The sequence below is a fragment of the Streptomyces incanus genome (assembly GCF_042656345.1).
GTDB classification, from domain to species: Bacteria; Actinomycetota; Actinomycetes; order Streptomycetales; family Streptomycetaceae; genus Streptomyces; species Streptomyces incanus.
In genome coordinates, this window is sequence record NZ_JBHSPC010000037.1 from 69,937 (window position 1) to 91,229 (window position 21,293).

General features: G+C 70.7%; 16 protein-coding genes and 1 pseudogene. 8 read left to right on the forward strand and 9 right to left on the reverse strand.

All coding sequences use genetic code 11. From position 1 onward, the window contains the following. Positions 1-59: 59 nt before the first annotated feature. Positions 60-476 carry a cobalamin B12-binding domain-containing protein gene (locus ACFP2V_RS14630; RefSeq protein ID WP_381211160.1) on the reverse strand — a complete coding sequence of 139 codons (417 nt, stop codon included), beginning with the start codon at positions 474-476 and terminating at the stop codon, positions 60-62. A gap of 457 nt (positions 477-933) precedes the next feature. Here ACFP2V_RS14630 and ACFP2V_RS14635 point away from each other — a divergent pair. Both ACFP2V_RS14635 and ACFP2V_RS14640 read left to right on the forward strand, forming a co-directional pair. After that, positions 934-1,802, forward strand: a pseudogene (locus tag ACFP2V_RS14635) (esterase/lipase family protein). A gap of 186 nt (positions 1,803-1,988) precedes the next feature. Continuing rightward, positions 1,989-3,800: a peptidoglycan DD-metalloendopeptidase family protein gene (locus ACFP2V_RS14640; protein WP_381211163.1), complete on the forward strand. Its 1,812-nt coding sequence runs from the start codon at positions 1,989-1,991 to the stop codon at positions 3,798-3,800. A gap of 255 nt (positions 3,801-4,055) precedes the next feature. Here the strand turns inward: ACFP2V_RS14640 and pcrA are convergent, their stop codons facing one another. Beyond that, positions 4,056-6,575, reverse strand: a complete 2,520-nt coding sequence (gene pcrA / locus ACFP2V_RS14645; protein WP_381211166.1) for a DNA helicase PcrA — start codon at positions 6,573-6,575, stop codon at positions 4,056-4,058. A gap of 479 nt (positions 6,576-7,054) precedes the next feature. Here pcrA and ACFP2V_RS14650 point away from each other — a divergent pair, with 479 nt between their 5' ends. Together ACFP2V_RS14650 and ACFP2V_RS14655 are read left to right on the forward strand one after the other, a co-directional pair. Further along, positions 7,055-8,248: a C40 family peptidase gene (locus ACFP2V_RS14650; RefSeq protein ID WP_381211169.1), complete on the forward strand. Its 1,194-nt coding sequence runs from the start codon at positions 7,055-7,057 to the stop codon at positions 8,246-8,248. Between the two features lie 164 nt (positions 8,249-8,412). Continuing rightward, on the forward strand, positions 8,413-9,429 hold the full coding sequence (locus ACFP2V_RS14655) for a tellurite resistance/C4-dicarboxylate transporter family protein (protein WP_381211172.1): 1,017 nt from the start codon (positions 8,413-8,415) through the stop codon (positions 9,427-9,429). Here the strand turns inward: ACFP2V_RS14655 and ACFP2V_RS14660 are convergent. Continuing rightward, complete coding sequence (locus tag ACFP2V_RS14660; protein WP_381211175.1) at positions 9,407-9,760, reverse strand: hypothetical protein; 354 nt, start codon at positions 9,758-9,760, stop codon at positions 9,407-9,409. The two genes, ACFP2V_RS14655 and ACFP2V_RS14660, sit on opposite strands and share 23 nt — an antisense overlap. A gap of 389 nt (positions 9,761-10,149) precedes the next feature. Here ACFP2V_RS14660 and ACFP2V_RS14665 point away from each other — a divergent pair, with 389 nt between their 5' ends. Continuing rightward, positions 10,150-11,199 (forward strand): C40 family peptidase, encoded by a 1,050-nt coding sequence (locus ACFP2V_RS14665; RefSeq protein WP_381211178.1) that lies wholly within the window; start codon positions 10,150-10,152, stop codon positions 11,197-11,199. Positions 11,200-11,504: 305 nt separating this feature from the next. Here the strand turns inward: ACFP2V_RS14665 and ACFP2V_RS14670 are convergent, their stop codons facing one another. After that, positions 11,505-12,257: a LuxR C-terminal-related transcriptional regulator gene (locus ACFP2V_RS14670; RefSeq protein ID WP_381211181.1), complete on the reverse strand. Its 753-nt coding sequence runs from the start codon at positions 12,255-12,257 to the stop codon at positions 11,505-11,507. Further along, positions 12,254-13,546, reverse strand: a complete 1,293-nt coding sequence (locus ACFP2V_RS14675) for an ATP-binding protein (protein WP_381211184.1) — start codon at positions 13,544-13,546, stop codon at positions 12,254-12,256. The genes ACFP2V_RS14670 and ACFP2V_RS14675 overlap by 4 nt, the downstream gene beginning before the upstream one ends. Before the next feature lie 180 nt (positions 13,547-13,726). Here ACFP2V_RS14675 and ACFP2V_RS14680 point away from each other — a divergent pair, with 180 nt between their 5' ends. Together ACFP2V_RS14680 and ACFP2V_RS14685 are read left to right on the forward strand one after the other, a co-directional pair. Next, positions 13,727-15,172 (forward strand): PspC domain-containing protein, encoded by a 1,446-nt coding sequence (locus ACFP2V_RS14680; RefSeq protein ID WP_381211187.1) that lies wholly within the window; start codon positions 13,727-13,729, stop codon positions 15,170-15,172. Next, entirely contained in the window at positions 15,159-15,392 is a 234-nt protein-coding gene (locus ACFP2V_RS14685; RefSeq protein ID WP_381211190.1) for a hypothetical protein, read from the forward strand. Before ACFP2V_RS14680 ends, ACFP2V_RS14685 begins: the two co-directional genes overlap by 14 nt. Positions 15,393-15,599: 207 nt before the next feature. Here the strand turns inward: ACFP2V_RS14685 and ACFP2V_RS14690 are convergent, their stop codons facing one another. The 3 genes from ACFP2V_RS14690 to ACFP2V_RS14700 form a co-directional block, all read right to left on the reverse strand. Next, a complete protein-coding gene (locus ACFP2V_RS14690; protein ID WP_381211193.1) occupies positions 15,600-16,130 on the reverse strand; it encodes a DoxX family protein in 531 nt (176 codons plus the stop codon). Between the two features lie 139 nt (positions 16,131-16,269). Beyond that, positions 16,270-17,550 (reverse strand): hypothetical protein, encoded by a 1,281-nt coding sequence (locus ACFP2V_RS14695; RefSeq protein WP_381211196.1) that lies wholly within the window; start codon positions 17,548-17,550, stop codon positions 16,270-16,272. 247 nt (positions 17,551-17,797) lie between these two features. After that, the gene (locus ACFP2V_RS14700) at positions 17,798-18,598 is read right to left on the reverse strand and encodes a class II aldolase/adducin family protein (RefSeq protein WP_381211199.1); all 801 of its coding nucleotides are present in this window, start codon (positions 18,596-18,598) and stop codon (positions 17,798-17,800) included. A 287-nt stretch (positions 18,599-18,885) separates the two neighbouring features. On the opposite strand from ACFP2V_RS14700, the gene ACFP2V_RS14705 reads away from it, so the two are divergent. Beyond that, positions 18,886-19,359: a pyridoxamine 5'-phosphate oxidase family protein gene (locus ACFP2V_RS14705; RefSeq protein WP_381211202.1), complete on the forward strand. Its 474-nt coding sequence runs from the start codon at positions 18,886-18,888 to the stop codon at positions 19,357-19,359. A gap of 54 nt (positions 19,360-19,413) precedes the next feature. Here the strand turns inward: ACFP2V_RS14705 and guaA are convergent, their stop codons facing one another. Beyond that, on the reverse strand, positions 19,414-20,994 hold the full coding sequence (guaA, locus tag ACFP2V_RS14710) for a glutamine-hydrolyzing GMP synthase (protein WP_381211205.1): 1,581 nt from the start codon (positions 20,992-20,994) through the stop codon (positions 19,414-19,416). Positions 20,995-21,293 lie beyond the last annotated feature (299 nt).

The window sequence follows — 21,293 nt, forward strand, 5'->3', positions numbered from 1 at the left end:
CGACGCGCCTAGGCGCGGCGCCAGACCCTGCGAGCCCGGCCTGATCCGGACGGCAGATCCTACGCCTCCGCGGGATGCCGTACGGTCGCGCGGACCCAGTCCACGATCGACGCGGTCGTCGCCCCCGGGGTGAAGATCGCCGCCACGCCCTTCTCCTTCAGCGGCGCGATGTCCGCCTCGGGGATGATCCCGCCGCCGAAGACCAGGATGTCCGCCGCGTCCCTCTCCTCGAGCAGGTCGATCACCGCCGCGAAGAGCGTGTTGTGCGCACCGGAGAGGATGGACAGGCCGATCGCGTCGGCGTCCTCCTGGATCGCGGTGTCGACGACCTGCTCGGGGGTCTGGTGAAGCCCGGTGTAGATGACTTCCATACCGGCGTCGCGCAGGGCGCGCGCGATCACCTTGGCCCCGCGATCGTGGCCGTCGAGCCCTGGCTTGGCCACCACCACGCGGATCGGACCGGCTGCCACACCCATCACTGCCTCCATGAAGCGACTAGATCCATCCGTACCGACATATACCGCACACATCAGTCGTCCGATACCCCTCGCGGGTACCGCACACTCCGCCGCCCACGGCACCGACTGCGCCACCGCGGTACGGGCACCCTCGTCCGCGCCGGCCGGGGAAGTGAACGCACGTCATCGCCAGCATCCCGCAACCGGCGGTTTCACGGTGCGGACCGAGGGGGAAATCACACAGAGGGACACGTTCACCGCACACCGTTGCGGGGCCCGGGATCCGGACCTCGCGCCCATGCGCCACACGGGCATCAGTGGGAACATGCGCATAAGGGATTTCACGACGAGGCCGCCGTACACCACGGCCGCACCAAGCGCCTGCCGCGCGCGACGTCGACCGCTTTCGTCGCGAGCCCCATGAGGGCACACGGGGGACAGAGCCGTTCTTCCGCGTGCCGACAGGAGGTCGGCCATGAAGGTCACGGAGGCAGCACTCCCCTTTCTGCCGCTCTGCCGGCGCCTGGCGCCGAACCGGCCGGCGGTCCTCTCCACCGCCCTGCTGAAAGCCACCGCCCTGGAACTCGCGATCCTCGCGGGCCATGCCCTCCTCTATCCCGTCGGCATGGCGCAGGAGCGGCGGGACACGATCCCCGAACCCCCCGCACCGGACGGCACCGCGAAGCTGCCGACGGAGGCCCGCCCCCCGGTCGTGCTGCTGCACGGATTCATCGACAACCGCTCGGTGTTCCTCCTGCTGCGCCGCAGCCTCGCCCAGCACGGCCGGCAGCGGGTCGAGTCGCTCAACTACTCTCCGCTGACGTGCGACATCCGCGTCGCGGCCGAGCTGCTGGGCCGGCACATCGAGGAAGTGTGCGAGCGCACCGGCAGCAACCGGGTCGATGTCGTCGGGCACAGCCTCGGAGGGCTGATCGGGCGGTACTACGTGCAGCGCCTGAGCGGTGACAGCCGCGTACGGACCCTGGTCACGCTGGGCACCCCCCATTCCGGCACCCGCGTCGCGCCGCTGGCCAACGCGCACCCGATCGTGCGCCAGATGCGCCCCGGTTCACCGCTGCTCGAGGAGCTCGCCCGTCCCGCGCCCGGCTGCCGCACGCACTTCGTCGCCTTCTGGAGCGACCTCGACCACATCATGGACCCGCTGGAAGCGGCTCGCATCGAGCACCCGGACCTCACCGCGCAGAACGTGCGAGTGAGCGGCGTCGGCCACCTCGCCCTGCCCGTGCACCCCGCTGTGGCCTCCGGCATACGGCAGGCACTGGACACGGCGCGCCCCGGGGAACCCACTACCGGCCACGCGCGGACGGCCTGACGGTGACCTGACCCCACCCTCGCTTCCGCCCGACACGCCCGGACCATCCGTCCTCGGCAACCGCGGCGACATCACGTGCCCACCCGAACAACGACAGCCCCGCCCTGCCTACTTGAATACGTGAACCCCAACAAATCTCGAACGAATTTCGAACACAAAGCCAAGACCGCGCCTACCCCCCGCCAAAACACAACCGAATGCCCGTTTCCTGCGCGCGTGAAACCTGCGAAAGATTGTCGCGCCCGCATACCGCCGGGTACAGTCGCCGCACTGCTCTGGCAGCCCCTGTTGTCGAGGCGAAAGAGAAGTTGGTGAACGACCGTCACCCGTCGGGGACCATGGCCCCGGCCCCGGCTTCCGACCCCCCGTCGGCGCACTACGCGTCGTACGGCACCCCGGAAGCCCAGTACGGCGACTTCACCATGTACGGCGGCTACGACGCAGGCGGTTTCGCCCCCACGGGATCGGAAACCGGCGGCCCCGCCACCACGGCCTTCCCCGCCGACCCCCTCTTCGCCGACTTCCCCGGCAACGGCCACGACCAGGGGTCGTACGCCACCGGAAATGCCACCGGAACGTGGTCCCCCGCAGGCCACGACACCTCGCACTACGACGCGTACGCGACTCAGCAGCAGGTCGGCTACGACACCGGGTGCTACGACGCGACCGCCTGGACCACCGGGCAGCAGCAGGCACCGGAGGTGCCGCGGCAGGCCACGGCACCCGACACGAGCGGCCAGTGGGACTCCGGTGCGTGGCTCCGACCCGACCAGGCCCAGAGCGCCGCCGATCCGACCCAGCAGTGGTACTGGGGCACCCAGACCTTCGACACCGGCGCCTACGACGCCACGCAGTGGAACTCCGACGGCAGCGCGGCCGCACCGGTCCCCGACGCCTACGCGGACCCCTACGAACACCAGGCCGTGCCTTTCGACCAGCAGGCCACGGCCACGTTCGAACAGCACCCCGCTCCGCAGGCGTCCGCCACCTCCACCGCCCCGACCCTCGATTCGCAGGCCCCTGGTTCCTCTGCCTTCGATTCCCAGGCCCCCGCGCAGGAATCCGGTGAATCGGGCCGTAACGCCTACGAGCAGGAGTCGCACGAGCCGGGCTCCCACGAGAACGTCCACGACGATCCGTACCGGCCCGATCAGGACTCCTCGGGTGACACCGGTGAGCTGCCCGCGGTGGCTCCTCTGCTCGACGAGCAGGAGGAGCCGGCCCCGGTCCCCGTCCCCTCGCCGCGCACGGCGTCGCGTGGCGGGTCCCGTTCCCGCCGCCGTACGCCCGCCAAGCGCTCCGCGCTGCTGACGGTGGCCGTGCCCTCGGCGTGCGTCATGGGTGTCGCCGGTATCGCGGCGGCCTCGGTCGGCGACCTCGCGGAGGAAGGCGGCGGCCAGGAGACCAGGACGACCGCCGCGGACCCGCAGCCGGTACAGCCCGCCGTGGCCAACAACCAGCTCGACACCCAGCTCGAGATCCTTTCCGCCGGGGCGGACGACTTCGCCGACCGGGCCAGCCGTACCCAGGAGCGCATCGACCTGAAGGAACAGCAGGCGGCCGATCGCAAGGCGGCGGTCGAGGAGGCGGCCCGCCAGGAGCGGCTGCGCCCGAAGTTCGCGCTCCCTGTCGCGCAGCACGGCCTCAGCGCCTACTACGGCCAGTCCGGTATCAACTGGATGTCCGTGCACAGCGGTATCGACTTCCCCGTCTCGTACGGCGCGACGGTGATGGCCGCGACCGACGGCACGGTCCGTACCCAGTACAACAGCGCCTACGGCAACATGATGATCGTGACGGCGATGGATGGCACGGAGACCTGGTACTGCCATCTCTCCAGCTACCAGGTCCCCTCCGGCACCACGGTGAAGGCCGGTCAGCCGATCGCGTTCTCCGGCAACTCGGGCAACTCGACCGGCCCGCACCTCCACTTCGAGGTCCGTCCGGCCGGCGGTTCGGCGATCGACCCCCTGGCGTGGTTCCGCAGCCACGGCCTCGATCCGTCGTAGAACCGTCCGGCCGTCGTAGAACCGTCCGGCCGTCGTAGAACCGTCCGGCTGTCGTAGAACCGGCCGTGGTCGGGGGGCTGCCCGTCCCGGAAGCAGAATCGGCCGAGCGTCGCAGGCCGACCGTCGGACCGATCCCGGGCAGACGCCCGTCCCCGCCCGTGCCCCGCCTCACCCTGTGCGTCACCCGCGAGCCCTCGCCGCTCAGCAGCAGCGAAGGCTCCGGATGTGCCGGACTCCCGGTTACAGCTTCTCGACCTACAGCTTCTCGACCGGCGCGTACCGCAGCAGCAGCCGCTTCGGCTTGATGTCCCCGAAGTCGATCGTCGCCTCGGCGTTGCCACCCGTGCCCTTCACCGCGACGACGGTGCCGAGCCCGAACTGGTCGTGCGTAACCCGGTCCCCGACCGTCAGCGACACCACCGGCTTCTCGGCGGCCCGGCGCGTGGCGAAGCCGGACGCACCCGACGCCGACGAGCGGGACCGGGACGACGACAGCGAGGCCGCCATCCCGGACACCGGCCCGGAGGACACGGGCGCCGTCGCTCCCGTCCGCTTCCACTCCAGATGGGTGGCCGGGATCTCCTCCAGGAAACGCGAAGGCGGGTTGTACGACGGCTGTCCCCAGGCGCTGCGCAGCGTGGACCGGGTGAGGTACAGCCGCTCACGAGCGCGCGTGATGCCGACGTACGCCAGGCGCCGCTCCTCCTCCAGTTCCTTGGTCTGTCCCAGGGCGCGCATGTGCGGGAAGACGCCGTCCTCCATGCCGGTCAGGAAGACGACCGGGAACTCCAGGCCCTTGGCGGTGTGCAGGGTCATCAGGGTGATGACGCCGGAGCCGTCCTCGTCCTCGTCGGGGATCTGGTCGGAGTCGGCGACCAGGGCGACCTGCTCCAGGAAGTCGGCCAGCGTGTTCCCCGGGGCGGTAGCCCCTGATGCCACTGCACCCTCGCCGCGTTCCTGCTCGAACTCCAGGGCGACGGCGGCGAGTTCCTGGAGGTTCTCGATCCGGGTCTCGTCCTGCGGGTCGGTGGACGCCTGCAACTCGGCGAGGTAACCCGTACGTTCCAGGACCGCCTCCAGGACGGTCGCCGGGCCCGCGCCGGACTCGACGATCGTACGGAGTTCCTCCATCAGCGTGTTGAACCGCTTGACCGCGTTCGTGGAGCGCGCGGCCATGCCGTACGCCTCGTCGACGCGCTTCAGCGCCTGGGAGAAACTGATCTTCTCCCGCTGGGAGAGGGCGTCGATCATGGCCTCCGCACGGTCGCCGATGCCCCGCTTGGGGACATTGAGGATACGGCGCAGCGGCACCGAGTCCTCGGGGTTGGCGAGCACCCGCAGGTAGGCCAGGACGTCCCGGACCTCCTTGCGCTCGTAGAAGCGGACGCCGCCGACGACCTTGTAGGGCAGACCGACCCGGATGAAGACCTCTTCGAAGACACGGGACTGGGCGTTGGTGCGGTAGAAGACGGCGACGTCACCGGCCTTGGCCTCGCCCGCGTCCGTGAGACGGTCTATCTCGTCGGAGACGAACTGGGCCTCGTCGTGCTCGGTGTCGGCGACGTATCCGGTGATCTGCGCGCCGCTGCCCGCGTTGGTCCACAGGTTCTTGGGGCGGCGGGACTCGTTGCGCTCGATGACGGCGTTGGCGGCGCTCAGGATCGTCTGCGTGGAGCGGTAGTTCTGCTCCAACAGGATCGTCGTCGCGTCCGGGTAGTCCTCCTCGAACTGGAGGATGTTGCGGATGGTCGCGCCGCGGAAGGCGTAGATCGACTGGTCGGCGTCGCCCACCACGCACAGTTCGGCGGGCGGCAGGTCGTCCGCGCTCGGCGGTACGCCGTCGGGGTGCCCCGCGGGGCGCTCGGCGATGCCGACGAGTTCGCGCACGAGGGCGTACTGGGCGTGGTTGGTGTCCTGGTACTCGTCCACGAGGACGTGCCGGAAACGACGGCGGTAGTGCTCGGCTACGTCCGGGAACGTCCGGAGCAGGTTGACCGTGGTCATGATCAGGTCGTCGAAGTCGAGGGCGTTGGCCTCGCGCAGCCGCGACTGGTAGAGCGCGTAGGCCTGGGCGAGGGTCTTCTCGAAGCCGTCGCCCGCCTGCGCGGCGAAGTCCTCCTCGTCGATCAGCTCGTTCTTCAAATTGCTGATCTTGGCGCTGAAGGACTTGGGCGGGAAGCGCTTCGGGTCGAGGTCCAGGTCGCGGCAGACCAGGGCCATCAGGCGCTTGGAGTCGGCGGCGTCGTAGATGGAGAACGACGACGTGAAGCCGAGCTTCTTGCTCTCGCGGCGCAGGATGCGCACACAGGCACTGTGGAACGTCATCACCCACATCGCACCCGCGCGCGGGCCGACGAGCTGCTCGACGCGCTCCCTCATCTCGCCGGCGGCCTTGTTGGTGAAGGTGATCGCGAGGATCTGGCCCGGGTGGACGCTCCGCGCGGCGAGCAGGTGAGCGATGCGGTGCGTGAGCACGCGCGTCTTTCCGGAGCCGGCGCCGGCCACGATGAGCAACGGGGAGCCCGAGTGCGCGACGGCGGCGCGCTGGTTGTCGTTCAGCCCTTCCAGGAGGGCCGCGGGGTCCAGCACCGGGCGCGGGGCGCCGTCGCGGTAGTGGGTGTCCCGGTCCGGCGGCACGTCGAACTTCCCGCCGAACAGATCATCCGGAACCTGCTCCGGTACATGATCGTCCTCGGGTGGTGGCGGGGGCTCCTCCGCGGGGCCGCGCCGGGCCTGGAGGTCCGCCAGGAAGCTGTCGTCAAAGAGGCTGCTCATCGCCCTCCGAGTCTAGGGCGCCCCACTGACAACCTTCGGCCACCCCGAGAACATCCCCGTATTCCGGCGACCGCCGCCGTCCCGCGTCCGGTGACCGGACGTGCATCCACCCTCGAGGACCACACCCTCACCCTGGGTGACGTGACGAAGAAGGTCACGAAAACGTATCGGGCATATCACCCATCAACCTTCACACGAGGCGCATGGGTTGGCTACGGTTCGGGCGGGCCGTGCGACCCCCACCGGCGAACCTCGCCGGGCGAGCGGCCTCCGCCGAGTCCGTCGCTGCCGCCGCGGCAGCCGGAGCCGGGGATCCACCGGGAACCCGGGATGAACCGGCCCGCTCCCTCCCCGGAGCAGCCGTAGGGCAGCCCTTCCGGTCTACCCGCCCACATCCCTCCCGAACCTCCCTGGGGCCAGGACGGCCGGGGAGCCCCTGCCGCTCCCCCGCGGCGGAACGTTGGAAGGAGTCGCCTCCCTTGGCGTCGCACCGCAAGTCGCGCACCCCGGGTACGCGCGTGACCGGCATACGGACCCCCGCTCTCGCCACGGCGGCCCTCACCTCCGTCGCCCTCCTCTCCCAGACGGCCGACGCCGCCACCTCGGACGACGACCGGCCGAGCCTGGAAGAGGTCGAGAAGAAGGTCGGCGACCTGTACCGCCAGGCGGAGTCGGCGACCGAGAAGTACAACGCGGCCAAGGAGCAGACCGCGAAGCAGCGCAAGCGTGTCGACGCCCTCCTCGACGACGTGGCCAAGCGCACCCAGACGCTCAACGAGGCGCGGGAGGAACTGGGTTCCATCGCCGCCGCCCAGTACCGGACCGGTGCCGGCGTCCCCGACACGGCGACCTTCCTGCTCTCGGAATCCCCACAGGACTTCTTCGACCAGAACCAGCTGATGGACCGGATGACCGGCCGCCAGAAGGTAGCGGTCGACGACTACGTCACCCAGCAGTCCGAGACCATGGAGAAGCGCAAGGAGGCCACCGAGAGCCTCGCGATGCTCACCGAGTCGCAGGACGATCTGAAGACCGCCAAGGCCACGGTCCAGAAGAAGCTCGGCACCGCGCGTGAGCTGATGTCGAAGCTGACCGCCGAGGAGAAGGCGCGGCTCGCGGCGGCCGAGGAGAAGAAGCAGCAAGAGGCCGCCCGCGAGGCTGCCGAGCTCGCCCAGCAGCAGGCGGAGCAGCAGAAGGCCGAGGAGGGGGCGCGGCAACAGCAGCGGGAAGAAGAGAGCGGCTCCTACGGCACTTCTTCCGATTCCTCCGGCTCGACGTCGACCACGCCGTCGGCCTCGACGGACTCCTCGTACGCGACCAAGGCCGAGAAGGCCCTCTCCTTCGCCCGCGCGCAGATCGGCAAGCCCTACGTCTGGGGCGCCACCGGTCCCGGCTCCTACGACTGCTCGGGCCTGACCCAGGGCGCGTGGAAGGCCGCCGGGGTCTCCCTCCCCCGCACCACCTACGACCAGGTCGAGGCCGGCACCACGGTTCCGGTGTCCCAGGCCCAGCCCGGTGACCTCGTCTTCTTCTACGACGACATCACTCATGTGGGCATCTACATCGGCAACGGCATGATGATCCACGCGCCGAAGCCCGGCACCTACGTCCGCGAGGAGTCGATCTTCTACGACGGCGAGTCGTCGATCCACAGCGTGGTCCGCCCGGCCTGAGGGCGCCAGGCACGGCCGGGATACGGCCCGGTGCGGTGTGGATGCGGTGTGATGCGACCCCGGTGCGGTGCCGTACTCCATGTGCTGACGCCACCCGTGCGGTGACCGGCCGGTCTCCGCGCGGTGAACCCTTCCGGCGCGGCGGGCTCTTCTAGCATCGGCCCATGTCCGCCCCTCCCGTCCTCCCCGTCTCTCCCTTCCGCGCCTGGTGGGCGCAGCGTCCCCCGGCGGCCGGCGCTGCTGTGATGGCGACCGGCATCGTGTCGGTGGCCCTGCATCTGGCGGGGTGGGAGGTCCTCTCGCTGATCCTCCTCGCGCTCGCCTGCGCCGCCTGGCTGGGCCTGGCGGCGGAGTTCACCCTGCGGCTGCTGTGGGAACGGGAGCGATGGGTGACGGAGGCGGAGACTCCGGGTGCGCTCACCGCGGTCGCCGCGACGACCGTGCTCGGCACACGGGTGTCCGCGCTGGGCCACGACGCCCTCGCCGGGGCGCTGCTCGCGCTGGCCACGGTGCTCTGGCCGGCGCTGCTCGTCCTGGTCGTACGAGGCTGGCGCCCGCGCATGCCCGGATCGGTGTTCCTGTGCTGCGTGGCCACGCAGGGGCTCACCGTCCTGGCCGCGACGCTCGCCGCGGCCGAGTCGGCGGCCTGGCTGGCGCGGGTGGCACTGGTGCTGTTCTGGTTCGGGTTGGTGCTCTACGCCCTCGCCCTGTTCCGCTTCGACCTGCGGCAGGTGATCGAGGGGGCCGGGGACCACTGGGTCGCGGGCGGTGCGATCGCCATCTCGGCGCTCGCCGGGGCGGAGCTGCTCGCCGCCGACAGTGCCCGGCTGTATCTGTGGAACGACGACGAGCTCGGTGTCCTGCGCGTGATGACCGTAGGCCTGCTGGTGCTCGATCTGGCCTGGTACGGCGTGCTGCTGGTCGGCGAGGCCGTCCGGCCGCGGCCGCGGTACGACACGCGGCGCTGGGCGACCGTGTTCCCTCTGGGCATGACGGCGGCGGCGACGCTGTCCGCGTCCGCCGCCGTCGGCCTCCCGTGGATCGAGGGCCCGGGGCGTGTGCTGTTATGGGCCGCGGTGGCCGTCTGGCTGGTGGTCGCCGTCGGTGCGGTGACCTCGGCGCGGGCCGCGATCACGTCCGGACCCGTGCGGGAACTCCTCAGGTCCAGAGCACGGCGATGAAGATGTTCACCGTGGTCAGCAGACCGACCAGCCCGAACAGGCCCTTGTCCACCTTCTCGTCGTCCCGCTTCACGTAGACCAGGCCGAGGATCACGATCAGCAGGGCCAGCTTGACGCCGATCTTTATGTTGTCGACGGAATAGTCCTGCGCCTGGTTCAGCCCGACCAGGACCACGCCGGTGACCAGCATCGTCAGCGCACCGTGCAGCATCGCGGGGACGAAGCGCGCGGTGCCCCGGCCCATCGCCTTCATCTGGGTGAGGAAGCCGCCGAGGAGCGACGCGATGCCGATGATGTGCAGGCCGACGAAGAGGTGGATGAGTACGTCCATGAGGCCGGAGCCTAACGAGGCCCCCGCTCGCCACCCGACACCGCCCCGGTCCTCCGGCCTCCTGGTCCGGCACGCCGCATAACACCCAGGACCACTGTCCCGCCTCTCATTCGGCACTTTGATCATCGCGCTGACGGAAGGCGACGGCCGCGTCCCACGCCTTCGCTCTTCAACGCTCACCCAACGATCCGCTCACGTCACTTCCGATCAACCCGTCACTAGGCCGTCAGGGTCCGGAATAGCGTCCTCCCGCAGGTGACCGGCTCCCCACCGCCGCCCGGACCAGGGGCGGCAGCCGGACACCACCGTCCGCAAGGTGCGGCGGCCGAGTCCTCCGGCCGCCCGTCCACACGGACCGGGCGGTCGTCGGGAAAGGACGTGGAGTCCACGTGGCAGCACACCGCAAGCCCAGACAGCTCCTGATGGGCGGCGGCAGGACCCGCAGGGCCGTCACGCTCGCCCTCGCCGGCGCGGCCACCGCGACCGGATTCGACGGGACGGGGCACGCCGAGCCCCAGCTGACACCGGGGCAGGTCGAGGCCAAGGCCGACACGCTGTTCCAGGAGGCGGAGGCCGCCACCGAGAAGTACAACGGTGCGAAGGAGAAGGCGGAGTCGGCCAGGCAGCGGCTGCACGACCTGCAGGACGAGGCCGCCCGCGAGGAGGACCGCCTCAACTCCGCACAGGCGGCGCTGGGGTCGGTCGCGGCGGCCCAGTACCGCAGTGGCGGTCTCGATCCCGCCCTGCAACTCGTCCTCTCCGACGACCCCGACGGCTACCTGGACGGCGCCGCGTTCGCCGAACGGGCGGGCAGCCGCCAGAACGCGGCCGTGGGACGCGTACGCGAGCAACTCCGCGAGATCGAGCAACTGCGCGGTGCCGCCCGCCTCGAACTCACCTCACTGATGTCCCGTCAGGCGGAGCTGAAGCGGCACAAGAAGACGGTCGCCGGCAAACTGGACGCCGCACGCCGTCTGCTGTCCCGGCTGACACCCGAGCAGCGCACGCAACGCACCGACGGCGGCACGGAGCGCACCGGCCCGGCCGCCCCCGACTCCGCCCCGGACTCGGTCACTTCCCAGGCACCCGGCCCCCGAGCCGCCGACGCCGTCTCCTACGCCTACCAGAAGCTCGGCAGCCCCTACGTCTGGGGCGCCACCGGCCCGCACGCCTTCGACTGCTCGGGCCTCGTCCAGGCCGCGTACCGCTCGGCGGGCGTGTCCCTGCCCCGCACGACCTACGCCCAGATCAGCGCCGGCCGCCGTGTCGCACGGTCCGAACTCCGCCCCGGCGACCTGGTCTTCTTCTACTCCGGCATCACCCACGTCGGCCTCTACATCGGCAACGGGCAGATGATCCACGCCCCGAACTCCGGATCGACGGTCCGCATCGCCCCACTCACCGAGATGCCCTTCGCGGGAGCCGCCCGGGTGGCCTGACGGCCGGCATCGGGAGCCACTTTCAGGCAGGCCGAAGGCCGGTTCCTACGGGTGTGGCACCGACTCCGGACAGCATGCGGCCGGTTGCCGACGGTCGCGGGCAGCGAGGACGGCTTCGCGGGCGAGGGCGGCGGCGCGAGGCAAGGTGACAGACGGAGTCTCCTCGTCCGGTGGGACGACGAAGGACAGTTCCCGCTCATCGCGCAGTGACCGTACGTTCGCCGTACGGAAACACAGCAGCGTGCAGCCCCTCCTCCCGGCGGGTCCACCCTGATGGGGTGATCGCGTACGCGCCCAGCAGATGGTCACACCAGACGGCGGGCCGTCGCCCAGCGGGTCAGTTCGTGGCGGTTGGAGAGCTGGAGCTTCCTGAGGACTGCCGAGACGTGGGACTCGACCGTCTTCACGGAGATGAAGAGTTGCTTGGCGATCTCCTTGTACGCGTATCCCCGGGCGATCAGCCGCAGCACCTCGCGCTCGCGCTGGGTGAGGCGGTCGAGGTCCTCGTCGACCGGCGGGGCGTCGGTCGAGGCGAAGGCGTCGAGAACGAAGCCGGCCAGGCGGGGGGAGAAGACGGCGTCGCCCTCCTGGACCCGGAAGACCGAGTTGACCAGGTCGGTCCCGGTGATCGTCTTGGTCACGTAGCCGCGGGCGCCGCCCCTGATCACGCCGATCACGTCCTCCGCCGCGTCCGAGACGGACAGCGCGAGGAAACGGACCGGCTGCTCGGTGTCGCCCATCAACGGGGCGCAGCGGCGGAGCACTTCCACGCCGCCGCCACCGGGCAGGTGCACATCGAGGAGGACGACTTCGGGCCGGGTCGCGGTGATGACCGTGACCGCCTGGTCGACGTCCGCGGCCTCGCCGACCACCTCGACGCCGGTCTGTTCGGTCTGTCCGATCTCGGCCTGGACGCCCGTGCGGAACATGCGGTGGTCGTCGACGAGGACGACCCGCACATGACGTCCGGCGCCGCCGGTGGGCTGCGCGGACTCAGCGGCCCGGCCGGCCGTTCCGTTCGTCTCGGTCGGCCCGGTGGGCCCGGTGGGCTCGCTCATGACGTGTTCTCCGCCCTCTCCATCTCCAGCTCGACCTCCGTGCCGCCGTCCGGCACCGCGCGCAGCCGCGCCGTGCCGCCGTTGCGTTCCATGCGGCCGATGATCGATTCTCTGACACCCATGCGGTCGGCGGGTATCGAGTCGAGGTCGAAGCCGGGGCCTCGGTCCCGGACGGACACGAAGACCGTCCTTCCCTCGACTTCGGCGTAGACCTGTACGGCACCCCCCTCGCCACCGTACTTGGCCGCGTTCACCATCGCCTCGCGCGCGGCCTGCATCTGCGGGCCGATCTTCTCGTCGAGCGGGCAGTCGCCGACGATGACGACTTCGATGGGGACGCCGTGCTTGTCCTCCACCTCCGCGGCGTTGCGCCGCACGGCGTCGGCGAGGGTGGTGGGCTCGTCGGCCTCGTCCTTGCCGGTGCCCTCGGGCTTGTAGAGCCAGTTGCGCAGGTCGCGCTCCTGGGCGCGGGCGAGCCGACGCACCTCTCCCGGGCTGTCGGCGTTGCGCTGGATCAGGGTGAGGGTGTGCAGCACCGAGTCGTGGACGTGGGCGGCGACCTCGGCGCGCTCCTGGGCACGGATGCGCATCAGCCGTTCCTCGGAGAGGTCCTGCGTCATGCGCACGAGGTAGGGACCGGCGAGCAGCGTGACCCCGACGAGGACCGCGAGGGCCGCCTGGAGCACCGATCCCAGGTGGGCCCCGGAGCCCCGGAGGACGAAGATGCCCGACACGCCGGCCGTCACCAGCAGTACGCCCGCGCCGGCCCGCAGCAGGGTGACCGTGCGGCGGCGGCTGCCGACCTCGACCCAGCGGGCCCGGCGCGCGTTGTCCGCCTGCCGCCAGACCAGAGCGACGCCCGCGCCGACGAGCACGATCGGCCAGAGGTAGGCCCTGGCTCCGTTGGACAGGTTCACATTGCCGACGAAGACCATGGCCACGACGACCATGAGGAGCAGGGCGACGATCTGGCCCTTGTCCGGTCTGCGGGTGACGAGTCTGCGCCGGCCGTCCGGCGAACTCTCGGTCGCGACCAGCGTAGGCGGCTTCTGCGCCTCCACGCCGCCGACCCCGAGCGGTACGAAGAACCAGAAGGCGGCGTACAGCAGTGCGCCCAGGCCGTCGGCCATGAACAGACCGACGAAGACGAGCCGTACCCAGATCACGGGCAGCCCGAGGTGTCCGGCGAGCCCCCGCGCCACACCACCGAGCCAGCGTCCGTCACTGCTGCGGTAGAGCTTGCGCGGCGGCCGCGGCTCGGCGAGTGGCGCTGCTGCGGCTTCCGACATGCCACTGATGGTCACACGGCCCCTGGTTCCGCGGCATCAGGGTCGGCCCCGGAGACTCCCCTGATCTCCGGAGCCGACCCCCCTGAACACTCCCCGGCCACACCCCTCAGGGCCGATATCAGGGTCCGGCCAGGGTCATCCCGACTGCCGTCGCGGCGGCTCGCCCGTCACCATGGACTCATGACAGATCACCAGCACGCCGCGACGGGTCCGGGGCCAGGCTCCGGCCCGCGCCCTCCCGAGGGCGCCGGGCCGCGGGACGCCGCGCCTGCCGCGGACGCGGCAGGCGGTACGGCGGCCGGGGAGACCGCCTCCGCCGGAGCTCCGCACCCTCCCGGCGAGGCACTCGTGCCCGAGCCGCCGCACCGTTTCCGGCGCGACCGCCGGCATCAGATGCTCGGCGGAGTGTGCTCCGGGCTCGGCCGGCAGTGCGACATGGACCCGGTGATCTTCCGCATCACGCTGGCGGTGCTCTCCGCCACCGGTGGCGTCGGCCTCATCTTCTACGGCTTCGCCTGGCTCCTCGTCCCGTACGAGGGCGAGGAGGAGAACGAGATCCGCAGGCTGCTGACCGGCCGGGTCGACGGCCACACGCTGGCAGCCATACTCTTCGCGCTGGTCGGCTGCGGTGTCTTCCTCACCATGCTGAACAACGGCGGGGTGCTGAGCTTCGCCGTGATGCTCTCCCTGCTGCTCGCCGGTGCCGGGTACTGGTCGCGGCAGCGCGGTACCCCCAGCCCCGACCCCCTCGCCGCCCAGGCCGCTGCCGACGCCCCACCGGAGCCCCAGGCACCGCCGGTTCCCGCCGCCTTCTCCTCGTGGTGGCGCGATCCCATCGTCAAGGACGGCACGCACATCGGCGGCACGGGCTATCTGTGGGGCCCCCGGGGCTCCCGGGATCCGGACATCGCCTCCGTGATCAACGTCAGACTCGACCCCCACTCCTCCGCCCGCGACGACTCCCCCACCCAGCACCGGGCGGCGAACCCCCGCGGCCCCCGCTGGATCGGCGGCTGGATCTTCCTGCTCGCCCTGCTCGCGGCCGGCCTGGGCACAGGCCTGACCTGGGAGCAGCAGCCGCTCGGCACCAGCCTGCAGACCGGCCTCGCATGTGCGCTCGCCGTCTTCGGAATCGGCCTGGCGGTCAGTGCTTTCCTGGGCCGCACCGGAGCGGGTTCGATCCTCCTGGCGGTCATCACCGCGGGGCTGCTCGCCGCCTCCTCGGCCGTGCCCAAGGACATCGGCACCGAGTGGATGCGCACCACCTGGGAGCCCGCCTCGGTCGCCCAGATACGCCCGGTCTACGACTTGGGCTCCGGCACCGGCACCCTGGATCTGTCCAAGGTACGGGTACCGGCGGGAGAGACCGTGTCGACGCGGGCGGACGTCGGTGTGGGCCGTATCCATGTGATCGTGCCCGAGGGCGTGACCGTGAAGCTCAGCATCAACGTGGGAGTGGGCGACATCCAGCTGCCCGGCGACAAGCAGAAGGACGTGGACGTGGCACCGGGCAAGCACAAGGAGGTGACCCTGCGGCCTCCCGCGGGCGTCAAGAAGACGGGGACGCTCGACCTGGACCTCCAGGTCGGTGCGGGACAGGCGGAGGTGAGCCGTGCTACGTCATGAGTTCCAGCCCGGCAGGCTGATCACCGGCCTCTCCCTGACCCTCGCCGCAGTGCTCTACGCAGGCGACGCGGGCGACGCCTGGAAGACACCGTGGTTCGTCGTGATCCCCGTCGTCACGGGCGGTCTGTGCCTGGCCGGATCGGTGTCCGCGGTGACGGGACTGATACGTCGGCACAAACGCTCCGAAGCTCGGGAGGCCCGTGCCAAGTCGCCCATCTGAAGAACCGACTGGGTGGGGCGACCTGACGAGGGGTCCGGCGAGGCGACCTGGCCGCTGGGTCGGGCGGGAAGGCGGGTCGGGCTCGATGCGGATGGCCTGCCCCGCCGGGGCGGACAGACCCGTCGGGGCGGACGGGCGGATCCGCGGGTCCGGGTTGTGGACCCGCGGGGGTGAAGGGGCGGATCCGCCCGTTCGAGGAGCAGGGTCCTACCGGTAGTCCCCCACCCGCCGGCGCCGTCGCGACCGCAGGGCGGCGTCCAGTGACCAGAGGGGGGCGCCGGCCAGCACGAGAGGGATCCAGCAAAACAGGTACGGGAGGTCGTTGCCGTAGTAGTAGGGCTCAGCGGCCCAGCTCACGGTCAGCCACAGACTGAGGGAGATCAGCGCACCGCCGAGGGCGGCCAGCCGGGTGAGCAGACCGATCAGGATTCCGACCCCGACGGCCAACTCGCCGAAGGCGATGGCGTAGCCGAAGGCGACCGGATTCTTCAGGGACATGTCGACCAGGGCGGGAATGGCCGAGGAATCGCGGACGGCCCGCATCATGTCGCCGATCGACCCGGCCCCGGCGTCCTTCATGAACGCGCTGTCGGTGAGTTTGTCGATTCCCGCATAGATGAAGGTGACGCCCAGAAAGATCCGCAGGGGAAGGAGGGCGTACGGGGTGACGGTGTCCCGCCAACCTCTGTCGCCATCAAGATGAGGGCTGCGGGTATCCACTCGCATACCGTGAGTCATCACCGTCTGCCGCCTCTCGCCGCCGTACCGAGCCCCCTCAACAGACCATACGTACGGCAATCGACACCGGATCAATCCAAGACCGCTCGGATTTTTTCGGACGTTCGCCGGACAGCGACGAAAGAATGCCTCTCCTCCGTCAGTCCGTTACGTCGATCGCGTACCGGTTCGTCTCCACCCCGGCTGCCGTGACGACCTGTACCTCGACCCGCCCCGGTTCCACGTCCGCCGGGACCGGAACCGTCAGCAGGGCGTCCGTCGGGTTGTCGAAGCCGCCCGCCACCGGTACCAGCGGCACATGGACGTGTACGGCCCCCACCCGGACGACCATCCGGGCCAGCCGATCGGCTCCCTGCGCGCCCAGCGGCACGAAGCCGGCGCCGCGGATCTCGATGTCGTCGCCGGTCCGGATCGGCGCGTCCAGGTCACCGGCCTCCCGCGCCCGCACCACCGAAAGGATCACCGGCCGGCCGCCCTCCGCGTACTTCCCGGCGAGATAGGTCGCCGCCGACACCAGCACCACCACGGCGAGCCCCCAGGGCAGGTCCGGCAGTTGGTCCGGCCGCCGCGCCAGCCGCACCGCCGCGAACGCCAGCGCGACGCCGCTGATCACGACGTACTGGATGTCGGCGAAGCCGCCCCGGCCCGCGTCGTCGGTCAGCAGATCGGCCGCCCGGGGCCGGTCCGCACGCACCTTCTGCAGCCGCTGCCCCTGCACCCGAAGCCCGACCACCCGCCGCACCACCACGGCGATCCCGCACACCACGGCGAGGACGGTCACCACACCCGCACCGCGGGCGAGTTCCAGCCCCGCGATCAGTGCGTCACGCTCCCGGTGATCGGAGGCGACGGCCAGTTGTCCGACCAGGACCAGGACCGCGTACGCCAGGAAGAGCACCCAGGCCGCCGCCACCGCGCGGGACGTGGAGAGGCGGTTGTCCTCCCCGATCACCGGGGCCAGGACCCCGCCGCGTGCCCGGTGGAACCACGAGGCCGCGGTCAGCGCACCGGCGACCACCAGCGCGGCCAGCAGCCCGGCCGTGCGGGCGGCACTCCACCCCGGGCCGATCGCCGTGAGCGCCTGGCACAGGAGCAGCAGTACGACCGCCGACCACACCACCACCGCCGTCCGGCGCCACACGCGTGCCAGCCAGGTCTCACCCTCGGCCCGGCCGCGCTGGGCGACGAGTTCGGCGGCCTGCGCCAGTTCCTCCGAGACCCACTGGCGGGAGGCGGAGGCCGAGTGGGCCACCGCCGCGGGCAGCCCGTGCCCGGCCGCGAACTCCTCGCGTTTCAGCAGGAACGCGGCGACCGCGCGCCGATGCCCCTCACGCACTCCGTGCGGACAGTCCCCGCAGGCGCAGCCGCCCTCGTGGGCGCCCGCGTCCGCGCCGCCCTGCCTCGCATCCTGCACCGCCACGCCCGAAGCCCGCCTTCCCCGCATCCACATTCACGTTCACGATCCCGATCACGCTTCAGGTCCCCTGCACCGGTACGCGCAACCCCCCCTGCAATGACAGCGAATTGTGCCCTACGTCCGACCCTCCCCGCCCGGCAGGTCCGGTCAGTGGGAGTGAAGCCCGAGGCACCGTGTTGACCCGGCAGCCAGAATTCCCTTATGTCCGGTATTGTCCGGCAGGGCAGGCTCCAGGTCCTGGCCGCTCCGGTCAGCTCAGCAGGTCGGGCTCGCTTCGGCTGATGTCCTGCCACATCGGCTGGTAGTTGATCCACGCCACCAGGTCCCCGCCCAGTTGCTCCCGTGTCGCCGCCGCCTGCCGGTGGTCGATCGGGACGGGCCGACCCGCCGCCTTCGCCATGAGCTGCACCTGGCAGGAGCGTTCCATGGACACGAACCACCAGGCCGCCGCGTCCACCGAGTCCCCCACGGTGAGCAGCCCGTGATTGCGCAGCACCAACGCCTTGTGGGAGCCGAGCGCGGCCGCGATGCGCCTGCCCTCGTCCGCGTCGACGGTGACACCGCTGTAGGTGTTGTAGAGGGCGTGGTCCTCGTAGAACGCGCAGCTCTCCTGGCTGATCGGGTCGAGCAGGTCACCGAGGGCGGCGAGCGCGCGGCCGTGGACCGAGTGGCAGTGGGCGACCGCGACGACGTCGGGCCGCGCCGTGTGCACCTGCGCGTGCACGGTGAACGCCGCCTGGTTGACGTGGTGGCCGCCCTGGACGACCCGCCCCTCCCGGTTGGCCAGCACCAGGTCGCTCACGGTGACGTACCGGAAGGGCATTCCGAACGGATTGACCCAGAAGCAGTCCGAGAATTCGGGATCGCGTGCGGTGATGTGCCCGGAGACCCCGTCCTCGAAGCCGAGCCGCCCGAACAGCCGCAGTGCGCCCGCGAGCCGCTCCTTGCGGTGCCGGCGTTCGTCCTCGACCGACTCGTGCATGGGCGGCATGGCGAACCGCAGCCGGTCGGTGGGTAACGGCGGAAGCGGGGGCGGGGTCTGACCGTGCATAAGTCCTCCTGCAAGGGGGGTCGCATGGTGCGGAAGTTACCGTCGTGCAGCCACGGACGACAGATCGGTTCCGTAAAGATCCGGTGCGGCGTGACGAAGGCGACCCCCCTGCTCCGTACGGTGCCCGCCGTGCCGGCCGAAGGCCACCTTCCCGAGGCTCTCAAGGCCGCTTCCCGAAAGCCGCCTTCCGAGCCTCCTCCCGGAGGCCGGCATTCGGAGTCCCTCCGTCCGGTGAACTCGGCGGATACCCGACACAAGGCGTCCGGTATCCGCGCCACACTCGGCCCATGAACACGAACTGGGGGGCCTTCACCGCCGCCGAACCCGCACTCGCGAAGACCGTGGAGGAGCGCTTCGCCACGTACACCCACCACGTCCTCGCCACCCTGCGCAAGGACGGGTCGCCGCGCACCACCGGCCTGGAGGTGCGTTTCCTGAACGGCGAGCTGTGGCTCGGCATGATGCCGGACTCGCTCAAGGCGCTCGACCTGCGCCGCGACCCGCGCTTCGCGCTCCAGGCGAACCCCGGCTCGGGCACGGGCATGGGCGGCGGAGACGCCCGGATCAGCGGGCGGGCGATCGAGGTCGAGGACGAGGACATCCGGCACAGGTACACCGAAGAGGTGGAACCGCCGGAGCCGTTCCACCTCTTCCGCACCGAGTTGACGGAGGTCGTACGGACCTACGTGGAGGAGGAGACGTATCTCGTCGTCCAGGTCTGGAAGCCCGGTGAGCCGGTGCGCACGCTCAAGCGGGCCTGACAAGGACCAGCGGGACCATCGGGACCGGCGGGGAGTGCTCCCCACCGTGCACCGCTACTCCCACTCGATGGTCCCCGGCGGCTTGGACGTCACGTCGAGGACGACGCGGTTGACGTCCCGTACCTCGTTGGTGATGCGGGTCGAGATCTTCGCGAGGACGTCGTACGGCAGCCGCGACCAGTCCGCGGTCATGGCGTCCTCGGAGGACACCGGGCGCAGGACGATCGGGTGGCCGTAGGTCCGGCCGTCGCCCTGGACCCCGACGCTGCGGACGTCCGCGAGCAGGACCACCGGGCACTGCCAGATGTCCCGGTCGAGGCCGGCCCCGGTGAGCTCCTCGCGGGCGATGGCATCGGCCTCGCGCAGCAGGTCGAGCCGCTCCTTGGTCACCTCGCCGACGATACGGATGCCGAGCCCGGGGCCGGGGAACGGCTGGCGCTGGACGATCTCGTCGGGCAGGCCGAGCTCCTGGCCGACCCGCCGCACCTCGTCCTTGAACAGCTGGCGCAGCGGCTCGATCAGCTGGAACTCGAGGTCCTCGGGGAGTCCACCGACGTTGTGGTGCGACTTGATGTTGGCGGTGCCGGTGCCGCCGCCGGACTCGACGACGTCCGGGTAGAGGGTGCCCTGGACCAGGAACTCCACGGCCGGGCCCGCGTCCGCGATGATCTCGGCCTGGGCCTGCTCGAAGACCCGGATGAACTCGCGGCCGATGATCTTCCGCTTCTCCTCGGGGTCCGAGACGCCCTTGAGTGCGGCCAGGAACCGCTCCGACGCGTCGACGACCTTCAGCTGGACGCCGGTGGCGGCCACGAAGTCCTTCTCGACCTGCTCGGTCTCGCCCTTGCGCATCAGACCGTGGTCGACGTACACGCAGGTCAGCTGGGAACCGATGGCCTTCTGGACGAGGGCCGCGGCGACGGCGGAGTCCACCCCGCCGGACAGCCCGCAGATGGCGCGCCGGTCGCCGACCTGCTCGCGGATGACGGCGACCTGCTCCTCGATGACGTTGCCCGTGGTCCAGTCCGGGCTCAGGCCGGCGCCCCGGTACAGGAAGTGCTCCAGCACCTGCTGCCCGTGCGTGGAGTGCATGACCTCGGGGTGGTACTGGACGCCGTAGAGCTTCTTGGCGTCGTCCTCGAAGGCGGCGACCGGGACGACGTCCGTGGACGCCGTGACGGCGAAGCCCTCGGGGGCGGCGGAGCAGGCGTCGCCGTGCGACATCCACACCTCCTGCTCCTCCGGGGTGCCCTCGAAGAGGGTGGAGGACGACTTGGAGACGTGGAGTCCGGTACGGCCGTACTCACGGGAGCCGGTGTTGTCCACCTGACCGCCGAGGCTCTGAGCCATGAGCTGGAAGCCGTAGCACATGCCGAAGACCGGGACGCCGGCCTCGAAGAGCGCGCGGTCCACGGTGGGAGCGCCCTCCGTGTACACGGACGAGGGGCCGCCGGAGAGGATGATCGCCGCCGGGTTCTTGGCGAGGATCTCCGCGACCGGCATGGTGCTCGGCACGATCTCGCTGTAGACCCGGGCCTCACGGACGCGACGGGCGATGAGCTGGGCGTACTGCGCGCCGAAATCGACGACCAGGACGGTGTCGGGCGCGTGGGCAGCGGAAGTCGCTGATGACACGAGGTGCCTTCCGGCGGTGGGGCGGAGTCTGGTGCCTCCCGATTCTACCGGGAGACACGCGCATGCCCTCCCCCTCACTTCCGAAGCCCGCGCCACAGCACCGCGCGGCAGCATCGCGCGACACGGCCCGTCTCAGCATGCGGCTCGTGTTGAACGGCCGGGAGCCCCGCGGCATACTGGGATTCATGCTCACGCACCCGACCTTCCTCTTTACCTATGGCAACCGGCCCACCGGCTGCCATGGTCGTGCTGCTTGAGCCACTGACAAGCGACTTCCCAGGCGCCCCGGGCCGACAAGG